We start from the raw sequence: 13405 nt of genomic DNA on the forward strand, positions 1-13405 counted from the left end.
AATAGCATGCGGATTTTGCATACAGGTGATTGGCATTTGGGCCGCACGTTGGAAGGACGCAGCCGTTTAAAGGAGCAGGAGGCGTTTTTGGAAGAATTGGCGAAAATGGCTGACGATCAGCAGGCCGATTTGATTATGATGGCTGGAGACGTATACGACTCAGTCAATCCATCGGCCGCAGCCGAGCAATTGTTTTATGAAACGTCTGCCCGTCTTACGGCTGGAGGAAGACCACTAGTCGTCATTGCGGGCAATCATGATCAGCCGGAAAGGGTATCCTCGGTCACACCGCTGGTGAGCGGGCGCGGAATTACATTGCTGGGACTGCCCCATGGGGAAGCGGTACGCGTTCATACACCGCGAACGGGTGAAATGGCATGCATTGCAGCCTTGCCATATCCCTCCGAGTCTCGTCTGAACGAGCTATTGTCTGAAGACGGAGATGAAACAGTATTGCGCGAGGCATACAGCCGCCGTGTGGGCTTGCTGATGTCACAGCTGGGTACAGCATTTCGGCCTGACACCGTTAATTTGTCGATGAGCCATATTTATGTGCTCGGCGGGCTGGAATCGGACTCGGAACGTCCGATTCAGGTCGGGGGGGCGTATACCGTAGATCCGTCTGCTTTGAGCATTGGGGCACAGTATACGGCTCTAGGACATTTGCATCGTCCCCAATATGTGAAGGGAGACGGGCTGATGCGTTACAGTGGCTCGCCGCTGGCTTATAGCTTTTCCGAAGCCGGACAAGCCAAATCGGTTACGTTAATTGACGTGGTTGCTGGCAAGCCTGCTCAGGTCGAGGAACTGTATATTACCAGTGGACGCCCATTAGTGAGGTGGCGTGCACGGGGAGGTCTGGAGGAAGTATATCGCTGGCTGGACGAAGGACTGGATGCCGATGCCTTTATTGATCTGGAAATTACGCTGGATGAAGCGATGTCGATGGGAGATATTCAGCGGCTGCGCAAAAGCCGTGAAGGCATCATTCATATTCGCCCAATGTATCCAGAAATGGCTGCCGCACAGCTGGAGCACCAACGATCAGAACTGCCAGTGCATGAGTTGTTCCGGGCATTCTATCAGCGGCAGACAGGTGGAGCAAAGCCGGATGACGGATTAGTGCAGTTGTTTCTGGAACTGGTGGAACAGGATGATGCAAGAGAGCACGCTGAGGAGGATGACGCATGAAACCAATCCTTCTAAAACTGGCGGGGTTGCAAAGCTACCGGGAGTCACAGGAAATTCGCTTTGACGATTTGACCGAAACTGGACTGTTTGGAATTTTTGGCCCAACGGGTAGTGGAAAATCAACGCTGCTGGATGCCATTACGTTGGCTATGTACGGTAAAGTGGAGCGGGCAGTGAATGGTACACAAGGCATTATGAATCATGCTGAGGATACGTTGTCTGTTGCATTTACGTTTGAATTAATGTCAGCTCAAGGGCCTCGTCGTTACCGTGTAGAACGACGTTTCAAACGTGCTGGAGGCGTATCGGTTAATAATACGCTTAGCCGTTTTATTGCGTTAACAGAGGATGGCGAGGAAGTGCTTGCTGATAAGGTGCAGGATGTGACGCGCTGTGTAGAGGAGTATATCGGCCTGAAAATGGACGATTTTACACGAGCTGTTGTATTGCCGCAGGGAAAGTTTGCGGAATTCTTGTCCTTAAAAGGCAGTGAACGTAGACAGATGCTACAGCGTTTATTCCATCTGGAGAAGTACGGAGATCAACTTGCACAGAAGCTAAGCCGTCGTGTGAAAGATAACGATAGCGCACTGAAAGCGTTAGAGGCGGAGCAGCAAGGGCTGGGGGATGCGAGTGCTGAAGCGCTTGAACATGTAGAGTTGCGTCTCAAAGAGGCGATTGCCAATGCAGAAGCTTCGCGTCGCGAGCTAGAGCGTGTCTCACGTGAATCGGAGGCGCTAAACAAAACCCGTGAGCTGGTCATCGAGCTCAGCCAAAGATCGAACGAGCTGGAGCAGTTGGCAGCACAGGAGCCGGGCATTGCTTTGCTGGAGCGCAAGCTTCGACAAGCAACTGCAGCCGAGGCATTGCTGCCTGCGCTGACGGATTGGAAGGAAGCCATTGCTGAAGCGGAAAAACGGCAAAAGACTGCCGAAGAAATGGAAGTCCTGGCCGCTACCGCGCAGGAGGCTGCGCTTGTGTCTGCGCAAGCAGATGAGCAGGCCCGGCAAGCACTCAGTGCCGAAGAACCGAAGCTATTGCTTCGGATCGACCAACTAGAGCAGGCGCTTCAACTGGAGCGTGATACGGAAGCGTTGCGGACCGAACGGGAACGTCTGGCGGCCGAGCTTGTGCAAAGCGAACAAACCCTTGCTGAACATGCAGAAGGACTCGCAAAGGAACAAGAGCTACAGACGCGAGGCTTGAAGCGACAGCAAGAGCTTCAACAGGAGCTAAAGCAAAATGAAGTGCGGGCAGATGAGCGGCGTATGCTGCAAGAGGCTGTGCAACGGCTGCAACAGCTGGAAGTCGCGAATGAGCAATTGCGTGAAGCTGAACTGGAGTACACCGCTCAGGAGAATCGGCTTGTGCAAGCTGACGAACGTTTACAGCTGACGGACCAGGAGACACAGGAGACAGAGGCACGGCGTTCTGCCCTTGCTGCACAGGCAGCTGATGGCATTGAGGCATTGCTGACGTTGGAGGCAGAGATCACCGTCGATATGTCGTCACTGGCCTCCGAGGAAGAGCAACTGCGCCACGAGCTCCGTGCCGAGGAGCTGGGCCGTCTTGCTCAGCATCTCGCTGCCGAGTTGCGCGAAGGCGAGCCGTGCGCAGTGTGCGGCTCGTTGCATCACCCCGCGCCTGCCGTCGTCGCGGCGCATAGCGCGGATGCCGCTGCGCCAGATGAGCTGCACCGCCTGCGGCTTGGTTTGCAGGAGCTGCGCCTCACACTGCGCCAGCAGCTGCACGAGCAGCGCAGCTTGCTGGCACTGCCCGCCACCGCAGACAGCGGCGCTGCCGCCACAGGCGAGCCTTTCACGCCTGCGGCAGCGCCAGCAGAGCCGCGCGGTGCCGCCGCTTGGGCGGAGAGCTGCACGGCGCTGGAGCGTGCTGCGGCAGAGCTAGCCGCACGTGCGCATATGCTGCCTGCCGAGGCACAGGCGCTGCGCGAGGCAGACGCCGCCGGACAGCAGCGGCGTATCCGTGCTGCCGCCGAGCAGGAGGCAGCAGCTGCAGCGCTGACGCAGGCACGCAGCAAGCGCGAGGCATGCACCACGCGCAGCGAGGGGCTGCGCGCCGAATGGGCGGCGCAGCTGCCGGATGTCGCTCCGGGCGAAGCCGCGGAGCGTTACCGCGCCATGCAGGAGCGCGACGGGCGTGCGGAAGAGCTGCGGTCCCGGCTGGAGACGAGTGTGACCTTCCTCGAAGGAAAGGCGGCGCGTGTTCAACAGATACAGCAGAGTATCATCGAGGAGGATAAAATCATTATTGCCCGCCGTACAGGGCTCCAAAGCAAAGATGATTCGCTTCGTGAAAAGCTAGCACAGCTCCGAAAGTGGGTTGGAGATGGCCAAGCGGCTTCATTGCTGGAAGAAGCGACCTCGCGACTGTTGGGACTTAAAAACGGAGCCGAAGCCGCGGCACGCCGCCGTACCGAAGCGGAAGAACGCAAGCAGCAAGCCGTTCATGCTTCACTGATTGCCCGGCAGGCCTCCGACTCGGCAGAAGAAAGACGTCAGATGGCAGAGTCCCGTTGGGGCAGCCGTCTGGAAGCATCCTCCTTCGCTACGGAAGCAGAGGTCATGGAATGCTGCCTGGGACCGGAAGAAGCCGCACGCTATGAGCGTGAAGTGAGTTTGCATCGAGAATGGGAAAAAGAGCTGTCTTCCCGCTTAAAACATGTCAAAGAGCAGCTGAATGGAGCAACGGTATCAGAGGAACAGTGGGAAACGGCCACTGCACAGCTACGTGATTGCCGTGCACGCGATGAAGAGGCGCTTCAGAATCGCGCCAAGGCTGAGCGTGATTTAGAGGACTTGCAGCATCGGCACGTCCGCTGGATGGAGCTGGAGTCCAATCGTATACATTTGCGTAGCGAAGCGGAAAAAATGTCCAAGCTCCAGTCTGTTTTTCGCGGCAATGCCTTTGTTGAATATATTGCCGAGGAGCAGCTCATGCAGGTCAGTCAGTCGGCTTCACGCCGCCTGCGTTTTCTGACCAAGCAGCGTTACGCGCTAGAGGTAGATTCCAGCGGTGGATTTGTCATTAGTGACGATGCCAACGGTGGGGTCAAACGTCCGGTATCGACCTTGTCCGGTGGCGAAACGTTCCTGACCTCCTTGTCGCTTGCGCTTGCGCTGTCGGCTCAAATTCAATTGCGGGGCCAATACCCTCTGCAATTTTTCTTTCTGGATGAAGGCTTTGGAACGTTGGACCCTGAGCTGCTTGACACAGTGATCACCTCACTGGAAAAGCTGCACCACGATCAATTGTCTGTTGGTGTGATTAGTCATGTGCCTGAACTACGGGCCCGTCTTCCGCGCAAGCTAGTTGTTCTGCCAGCAGAGCAGGCTGGAGGCGGCTCACGTGTGGTTATGGAAACTTTTTGAAGCAATGTGATACAGGTCACAGATACAGTTTCAAACTATTGTTATAATACAGCCAAGCCGACAAGTTAATCATACAGCACCCCGGCGGACGTATGCTGCGGAAGAAATCTTCCCATCATACGTCCGTTCAGAGGGGCTCTGCCAAGAGCTCCCGGGGTGCTTCTTTTTTTTTGCAAGCCGGAATTCGCCCAATTTGATGTAGCAAATAGCCCGTTTTTGAATAACATACGGTATACATGCAAGAGCCTAGGAGGAAACAACCATGGAAAAAAGCATGACAACCGAAAAAGTTACAGCACCGGAACAGACGGATGCTAAAACACTATGTCAAAAGCATATGCATCGTTATGTATGCGTATGGGTGAAGGACGGGACAATGTATGACGGCATTGTAGAGCATGTGGATGATGAAAAGATATACTTAGCCGTTCCTATGGGTGGAGACGAGATGGAGAATGTCAATGTTAATCTCCCATATCCGCCTAATAATTGTGGCTGCGGCTCCCGTGCTTATGGTGGCTATGCGTCTTATCCTCCGTACCCGTACCCGTACCCGTATCCAGCACCCGCTTATGCATATGGGTTCCCATACGGACGCCGTCGCTTTAATCGTTTGATTCTGCCACTTGCAGCGTTGACAGCAATTAGCTTGCTGCCTTATTACTAATCCTATTTTCTTAGTCGTCAGACATAGTGAATTCCTGCTCTCTCCCGCCTACAGTTCTTGTGCAGTACAAGTGACTTTAAGGCGCATCCATACATTATCACCATGCAAGGCTGCTTCTTCCATTATGAAGAAACAGCCTCTTTTTCACGTAAAACATCCCGAATATGATCCAATGATTGAAACTGTATTAGTACAGTTCAATGAAATGAGGTATCCTGTTTATTCATAAACCATGGTAACATCTAGCGTGTAAAGAAACATAAGACGGAATAAGCATGTAATGAAATGAGCATGTAATGAGTATGTAAAGAGCAGGTGGGAGGATATTGTGAAAAAATACGTTTCAATTTTATTGGATATAGAACTTAAAATTCGCGAGGGACAATATAAATCAGGTTACAAGTTGCCGTCGGTCCGTGAGGCTTCTGAATTATACAGGTGCAGCAAAAGCACGATTCTGCGGGCATATGCTGAACTTGAAAAGAAACACGCCATCTATTCCATACCGCAAAGTGGATACTATGTAGTGGAAAATTCGGGCGATTTACACCATAGCCATATTCAAGACTCCGTTGATTTTGCTTCGGCCTCCCCGGATTTGAATGTATTCCCTTATCTGGATTTCCAACATTGTTTGAATCAGGCTATTGACACCTACAAATATCATCTGTTCACTTATGGCGATTCGCAAGGGCTGGAAACACTGCGTCATACGTTGGTTTCCCATTTGGCTGATACTCAGGTGTTTGCAAAAATGGATCGGATTATCGTTACTTCGGGTGTTCAGCAGGCATTGGAGATACTCGCTAAAATGGCGTTTCCCAATGGCAAAGAAAAGGTTTTGGTCGAGCAGCCAAGTTACGATATATATTTGCGTTTTCTGGAGGAAGAGAACATTCCCGTCAGTACCATCGTCCGGACAGCGGAAGGTATGGATTTTCAGGAATTGGAGAATCAATTTAAGAACGAGAGCATCAAGTTTTTTTATACCATGTCAAGATATCATAATCCATTAGGAGTCTCTTACAACACAGAGGAGCGAAAAGCGATAGCTGCCTTAGCCGCCAAATATGATGTGTACATCGTAGAAGATGACTATATGGCAGATTTGGGGGCCGATCATCTTTTTGATCCCATTTATGCATACGACCAGACGGACCATGTTATTTATTTGAAAAGCTTCTCGAAAATCATTTTCCCCGGCTTGCGATTAGGAGTTGCGGTATTGCCAGAAGTCCTATTGAAGACGTTTAACACTTATAAAAGATATGTCGACACATCTATTTTGTCTCAGGCGGCGCTTGATATTTATATTAAAAATGGAATGTATGAACGCCACAAGCACACGATATATAAACTGTATTCGGAGCGCGTTCGTGCTCTTAACAAGGCTGTGGAACGATACAATCAGGCCGGATACGTTCAGACTTCAGCTGTAACTTCAGGAGTTTATATGCAGTTTAAACTGCCTCGGACGGTGAATTTGGAACGCTTGGTACAGTGTCTTTCCGCGAGGAACATCCAGGTTGTAGCTGGCAAAGGCTTTTATTTATCAGGCTATAGGGAACAAGAGAAATTTTTGCGCATAAGTATTTCGCGCGCACAGTTGGATCAAATTGATGCAGGGGTGAAAGCTATTATAGAGGAAGTTAGTAAGGGAAACTGGTATTAAGACCCTTTTTCCGTTATGATACATAAAGAAACATAAGTATAACCAAACATGGCTGTATATGTTTCTATTCAGTGTGGGAAATACATAACTTTGAATGCCGAGAGCAAGGGCTGTTTTTGTCTATTTGCTTATGATCGGCTCACTGCCAAAGGAGGGTTTTGAATGGACGATCTGTTTTTGAAAATTGTGGATGGAACCATCCCCAGTAAGAAGGTGTTGGAAACCGACAATGTGCTCGCATTTCATGACATCCAGCCTGCGGCGCCAGTACACGTGCTCATTATTCCAAAAAAATATATTCCTTCGATGAACGCTGTGACAGAGGAGGATCTTCCTCTTATCGCGGAGATTCATCGTGTTGCGGTTGAGGTTGCGAAAAAGTTAGGAATTGCCGAGTCTGGCTATCGGTTGATTAACAACTGTGGCCCAGATAGTGGACAAGCGGTGGGGCATCTGCATTATCACTTACTGGGCGGCGCCAAATTGGGTGCCTTGACAGGTATTTCGGACTCACATTCTTAAAAAATGACAGAGCTTGTCTTTTCAGTAATACGGATGTGAATGGAGAAAAATGGCCCTTTATGTATTCATTTTTTCTTATAGGTTGACACCTGGTTTCCGTTTCACCTATAATAAAATTTGATGAACCGTGTTATTGCTCTTGGACGGTCTGGTCGGAGGGAGGGAAAACTGGTGTCTGAAACTAAAGTTCGCAAAAACGAGACAATTGATGCTGCACTTCGTCGCTTTAAACGCTCCATTGCTAAGGATGGCGTATTGGCTGAGGTGAAGAAACGCAAGCATTATGAAAAGCCAAGCGTAAAGCGCAAGAAAAAGTCCGAGGCTGCTCGTAAGAGAAAGTTCTAGGAGGATCTAAGCAATCATGAATTTGAGCGAACGATTGAACGAAGATATGAAGCAAGCAATGAAGAGTAAGGACAAGTTCAAACTCTCCACCATTCGAATGGTTCGTTCTACGATTAAAAATCTTGAAATAGATTTGAAACGGGATTTGGACGACAACGAAGTGCTTGATATTCTGAGTCGTGAGATCAAACAGCGAAAAGATGCCCTCCATGAATTTGAAAAAGCCGGTCGTGATGAACTTGCGACAAGCACTAAAGCAGAAATAGAGATCATCGCTCAGTACCTTCCCGAACAACTTTCTGAGGAAGAAATTAAAGTTATTGTACAGCAGACCATCCAGGAAACCGGTGCTTCTTCGAAAGCCGAGATGGGGAAAGTAATGACGGCCTTGATGCCTAAGGTAAAAGGCCGCGCTGACGGTAAGCTCGTGAACCAAGCGGTTCAGCAATTTCTGCAATAAACCTGCGACAAACAGGAAAACACAACACCCTCTGTTTACAGAGGGTGTTATTTCTATATATGCGATGCCTACCATAGAATGTAATGGTGAGAAGATTCTTATATGTAAGCGCTATCGTTAATTGTATGAAACGTGATGTCCGTTGGGTGCGTAAAGTATCTGACAGCCGTCAGGATTAGCAATATACCCAATAATTTCACATTAAATCCTGAAAACTGTATAGTTTGTCTAACAAAGTTTGGTATGCTGTAACATAGAAAGGTCGAAAGGGGGGAGAGAAATGCATAGAGAACATCACCACTCCAGTCGCAAATTGATCTTTTTAACGTTGTGGATTATGGTATCCGTTTTGCTGTTACCCTTAGTTCATTCTGAATCAGCGGCGGCCCAAACTAAAGGTGGAGCTGTGTTTGTTATACCAGTTGATCAGGAAATTGAGCAAGGTCTAGGCAAATTTATGGAACGTGGATTTGCAGAAGCAGCAGATTCCAAAGCAGGTCTGATTTTACTGGATATTAACACTCCCGGTGGACGGGTAGATACAGCGGAGAAGCTGGGTAAACTGATTAAAGACAGTCCAATTCCGACCGTAGCCTATATAAGGGGCGAAGCGGCCTCAGCGGGTAGCTATATTGCGTTGAGCGCAAACAAGATTGTTATGAAACCGGGGAGTATTATCGGAGCAGCAGCGTTAGTAGACGGTAGGGGGCAGGCTATCACAGATCCAAAAACGGTAGCTTGGTGGAAGAGTAGCATGGCATCTGCCGCAGAAGCTGGCGGACGTAATCCGGATATTGCCAGAGGTATGGTTGACTCCAAAACGACCGTATCTATTCCAGAGATGAACTTTAATAAGGAAAATGGTCAGATCATTTCTTTAACCAGTGAGGAAGCGCTGAAGTTGGGTTATGCGGATCACATCGCGTCTTCCGAACAAGAAGTTATCCAGTGGATGGGTTACAGCACGGATGATGTAATTCATGTGGAGCGAACATGGGCTGAAAAAGCAGCCGAGATATTGACCAACCCAATTGTGCAGACGTTACTTTTATTTATCGGTATCGCGGGTGTCGTTATTGAGCTGCTCGTACCCGGTTTTGGTGTACCGGGAATTTTGGGCATACTCGGATTTGGTTTGTATTTTTTCGGCAATTATATCGCTGGTTTTGCAGGTTCGGAGACGTGGTTGTTGTTTATTATCGGTCTGGCTCTGCTTATACTTGAAATGTTCATCCCAAGCTTTGGTATTTTGGGCATTTTGGGTTCAGTCAGCCTTGTCGCCGGAGTTGTTCGGGCAGCATACAACATGCAGCATGCGTTTATATCTTTGGGCATTGCCTTTGCAGCTGCGGTTGCTGTTGTGGCGATTATCGCAGTTGTATTCAAGGACCGAGGGATATGGAACCGTTTTATACTTAAAGAAAGTTTAACGGCTGAACAAGGCTTTTCTTCAGTTGTGAACCGGGAAATGCTATTAGGTCAACGGGGTGTCAGTCTGACACCACTTCGTCCAGCCGGAACGGTGCTGATTGCTGATGAGCGAGTCGATGTTGTAACGAACGGCGAGTTTATTGCTACAGATATGCCGATTATAGTATCCAAAGTAGAAGGTGGGCGAATTGTGGTCAAGGCTGACACTAGCGTCTAAACAAGTAAATAACAAAGAATTAGATTAATGGAGGATGATGCGAGTGTTCGAATCGGGTATTGTCAGCGTTTTGCTGATTGCCGTTGTAGTGATTATTGTATTGAGCGTATTTTTCAGTTTCTTCCCGGTGATGCTGTGGATTTCAGCATTGGCATCGGGTGTGCGTATTGGCATCATTACGCTGGTAGCTATGCGGTTACGGCGCGTCACGCCAAGCCGAATTGTCAATCCGCTCATTAAGGCAACCAAGGCGGGTCTGGGATTGAACATCAACCAGCTGGAAAGCCATTTTCTCGCAGGAGGGAATGTAGACCGAGTGATCAATGCGTTGATTGCTGCCCAGCGTGCTAACATTCCGCTTGAATTTGAACGTGCGGCTGCGATTGACCTGGCAGGACGGGATGTTCTGCAAGCGGTCCAAATGAGCGTTAATCCGCGTGTTATTGAGACACCTACTGTTGCAGCGGTCGCCAAGGATGGTATCGAAGTGAAGGTTAAAGCTCGTGTTACCGTGCGTGCCAACATTGATCGACTCGTCGGGGGTGCCGGAGAAGAAACGATTATTGCACGGGTCGGTGAAGGTATCGTTACAACCGTAGGTTCCAGTAATTCGCATAAGGACGTGCTGGAGAATCCGGATTCAATTTCGAGAACTGTATTGTCCAAAGGTTTGGATGCTGGGACAGCATTTGAAATCCTGTCCATTGATATTGCGGACGTTGATGTAGGTAAAAACATCGGTGCTTTTCTGCAAACAGAGCAGGCGGAAGCCGACAAACGTATTGCGCAGGCAAAAGCAGAAGAGCGGCGTGCGATGGCTGTAGCGCAGGAACAGGAAATGAAGGCACGTGTCGTAGAAATGAGAGCACGCGTGGTGGAATCCGAATCCGAAGTGCCGCTGGCAATGGCTGAAGCACTGCGTGGCGGGAAACTTGGCGTCATGGACTATATGAATTTGAAAAATATTGAGGCGGATACGCAAATGCGTGGCTCCTTAGGCAAACCGAATGAGAACTCGGGGAATGATAACAAGAACCGGGATTAATAACGGGACATAGCCGATGAATTACGGCAGCTAGGTGGTGAGTAATGAACTTTATCAGCTGGATCTTTGAGCATTTGTATATCCTGATCGTGATTGGCTTTGCTTTGGTGTCCTTTTTGGGGAAAAGCATCCAAGGCACAGGGCGGAAATCTCCGCCACGAAAAGGTATGCCCACCTTTGGTGGTGATCATGGTTCTCGTGGGCCCTCGACGTCATCCAGACCCTTCACAACGGAACATGGACAAGAGCAGCGCCAACAGGATGTTACTGGGGAGTTGCAACGTCAATTTCCTAATGAACGACGGGTGGTTATGGAAGCTCGTCGTATAGAAGAAGTGGGCGATCGGTCAGAAACGGAAGAACGGATGGACCGGGATTCATTAGATAACGGTTCGACTCTAGAGGATCGGATCCGTGCTATGGAAGAAGAACGCAGATTGGTTTTAGCCCGTCTCGATCGTATATCCAACGCGAGGGAGTCAGGGGAAATTACAGATGCGCCAGAGATAGCTTCGCAAGACCGTAATACGGTGGATACGGCTGATCTGCGTAGAGGTGTGATTTGGGCAGAAATATTAGGTCCTCCGCGTTCCAAGCGCTATATGGGTGGAGGAAGACGTTAAAATGATAGTGGATCCGTCACGGCTTTGGCTGTGGCGGATCTTTTTTTGTGAGCTTTAGGAATACATAAGCATGCTCAGAATAAAAAATGAATTAACGACAAATGCTCTAATTACCTGACAACGAATGTGATAATCCCTTGTGCGCCCTAGGTTTCTCACATTTGTTGTCATCTAAAATGGTGGCATTTTGTCTAATTTAGGGTCTCGTTTATGAAAATATATTCGTGAAAAATGATCAAATGTAACAATATGAATGGAGCTTTCCAAAAGCAGTTTTCATTTTTTCTTTTTTATATATAATGTTCTCAATGATAGATACTTATGAAATTTACTCCAAATTTAGCTAAAATTTGATTTATATCGAGGTGATAAAACAAGATTATAAAAATGGAAAATTAATTTCTAGGAGGATGGGATAGATGGGAAATAGCTTGTTCAGAAAGAAGAGCATTGATCAGTTGATTGCCGCTACGCGGGGGGAAAAAGCACTCAAAAGGGAACTGGGTGCGTTTGATTTAACGATGCTTGGGATTGGAGCCATTATCGGAACGGGGATATTTGTGTTGACAGGTACGGGAGCAGTTACGGCTGGTCCAGGCTTGGTACTTTCTTTTGTGATTGCGGGACTCGCCTGTTTATTCGCGGCATTGGCTTATGCGGAGTTTGCATCCACCGTTCCAGTATCCGGTTCTGTTTACACTTTTACATATGCTACGATGGGGGAGCTATTGGCCTTTATTATTGGATGGGATTTAATTTTGGAATACATGCTGGCAGCCAGCGCCGTTTCCGCAGGTTGGTCGGGTTACTTTGTATCATTTTTGAATGGAATTGGCCTTCACATTCCGCTTGAATTCACTGCCGCACCGGGGACTTTAAAAGACCAAACTACTTATTTTAATCTCCCAGCTTTTTTAATTTTGATGGGTATCACGTTCTTGCTTTATTTTGGGATAAAAGAATCAAAACGGATAAACAACTTCATGGTAATTGTAAAGATTATTGTTATTTTATTATTTATCATCGTTGCTTTTAAATATGTGAAGCCAGATAATTGGACACCATTTATGCCGTTTGGGTTCAGTGGGGTGTTTGGAGCCGCAGCACTTGTGTTTTTTGCTTTTATTGGTTTTGATGCTGTTTCATCAGCGGCTGAAGAAACCAAAAATCCCGCTCGTGATCTACCGCGAGGCATTATTTTCTCACTCGTTATTTGTACGTTTTTGTATGTTATTGTTAGCGCGATTATGACAGGTATTGTGCCGTTTATGCAATTTGAAGGTATCTCTCACCCAGTGTCATTGGTATTGCAGGTTGCGGGCCAGAACTGGGTTGCAGGTATTGTAGATATAGGAGCCATCTTAGGGATGACAACGGTCATGCTGGTTATGCTCTATGGTCAAACTCGTATTATGTTTGCCATGTCACGTGACGGTTTAGTCCCTAAAATATTATCCAAGGTTCATTCCAAATATAAAACTCCCTACATTAACACGTTGTTTTTTGGTACTTTATCTGCATTAATGGGTGGGCTGATCCCGCTGGATGAGTTAGCTAGTTTGGTGAACATTGGAACCTTGTCAGCATTTATTCTGATTTCGGTCGCCGTCATCGTTATGAGAAAAACACAACCTGATTTGCCCAGGGCCTTCCGATGTCCTGGAGTTCCGTATATTCCGATCCTGGCTATCGTTTCATGTGGGGTGCTCATTCTTAATCTGAATGGCCAGACATTTATTCGCTTTATTATTTGGCTTGTCATTGGTATGGCTGTTTACTTCTTATACTCTAGAAAAAACTCTCTTTTGAATCGAAATACCGAAAAATAACTGTGTCATCT

11 protein-coding genes are annotated in these 13405 nt (G+C 48.2%); all 11 read left to right on the top strand.

Annotated elements, in window-relative coordinates; genetic code table 11:
- The first annotated feature begins 6 nt into the window (after positions 1-6).
- The 11 genes from MKX59_RS09555 to MKX59_RS09605 all read left to right on the top strand — a co-directional run bounded on the left by MKX59_RS09555 (position 7) and on the right by MKX59_RS09605 (position 13394).
- Complete coding sequence (locus MKX59_RS09555) at positions 7-1191, top strand: exonuclease SbcCD subunit D (protein WP_028540452.1); 1185 nt, start codon at positions 7-9, stop codon at positions 1189-1191.
- A complete protein-coding gene (locus MKX59_RS09560; protein ID WP_071558465.1) occupies positions 1188-4583 on the top strand; it encodes an AAA family ATPase in 3396 nt (1131 codons plus the stop codon). The genes MKX59_RS09555 and MKX59_RS09560 overlap by 4 nt, the downstream gene beginning before the upstream one ends.
- A gap of 262 nt (positions 4584-4845) precedes the next feature.
- A complete protein-coding gene (locus tag MKX59_RS09565) occupies positions 4846-5250 on the top strand; it encodes a hypothetical protein (RefSeq protein WP_028540454.1) in 405 nt (134 codons plus the stop codon).
- A gap of 328 nt (positions 5251-5578) precedes the next feature.
- On the top strand, positions 5579-6922 hold the full coding sequence (locus tag MKX59_RS09570) for an aminotransferase-like domain-containing protein (protein ID WP_340858325.1): 1344 nt from the start codon (positions 5579-5581) through the stop codon (positions 6920-6922).
- 162 nt (positions 6923-7084) lie between these two features.
- Positions 7085-7444, top strand: a complete 360-nt coding sequence (locus MKX59_RS09575; RefSeq protein WP_025722131.1) for a histidine triad nucleotide-binding protein — start codon at positions 7085-7087, stop codon at positions 7442-7444.
- A gap of 171 nt (positions 7445-7615) precedes the next feature.
- Positions 7616-7789, top strand: coding sequence for a 30S ribosomal protein S21 (gene rpsU, locus MKX59_RS09580; protein ID WP_005547957.1), 174 nt, complete (start codon positions 7616-7618; stop codon positions 7787-7789).
- A gap of 16 nt (positions 7790-7805) precedes the next feature.
- Complete coding sequence (locus MKX59_RS09585) at positions 7806-8249, top strand: GatB/YqeY domain-containing protein (RefSeq protein ID WP_013311146.1); 444 nt, start codon at positions 7806-7808, stop codon at positions 8247-8249.
- Between the two features lie 280 nt (positions 8250-8529).
- Entirely contained in the window at positions 8530-9897 is a 1368-nt protein-coding gene (locus MKX59_RS09590) for an NfeD family protein (RefSeq protein ID WP_071558467.1), read from the top strand.
- Positions 9898-9934: 37 nt separating this feature from the next.
- Positions 9935-10942: a flotillin-like protein FloA gene (gene floA, locus MKX59_RS09595; RefSeq protein ID WP_043922497.1), complete on the top strand. Its 1008-nt coding sequence runs from the start codon at positions 9935-9937 to the stop codon at positions 10940-10942.
- A gap of 44 nt (positions 10943-10986) precedes the next feature.
- The gene (locus MKX59_RS09600) at positions 10987-11565 is read left to right on the top strand and encodes a hypothetical protein (RefSeq protein WP_028540457.1); all 579 of its coding nucleotides are present in this window, start codon (positions 10987-10989) and stop codon (positions 11563-11565) included.
- Positions 11566-11984: 419 nt separating this feature from the next.
- Positions 11985-13394, top strand: a complete 1410-nt coding sequence (locus tag MKX59_RS09605; RefSeq protein WP_028540458.1) for an amino acid permease — start codon at positions 11985-11987, stop codon at positions 13392-13394.
- The last annotated feature ends 11 nt before the right edge of the window (positions 13395-13405 follow it).

The sequence above is a fragment of the Paenibacillus sp. FSL R7-0340 genome, assembly GCF_038002205.1.
GTDB lineage: Bacteria > Bacillota > Bacilli > Paenibacillales > Paenibacillaceae > Paenibacillus > Paenibacillus polymyxa_B.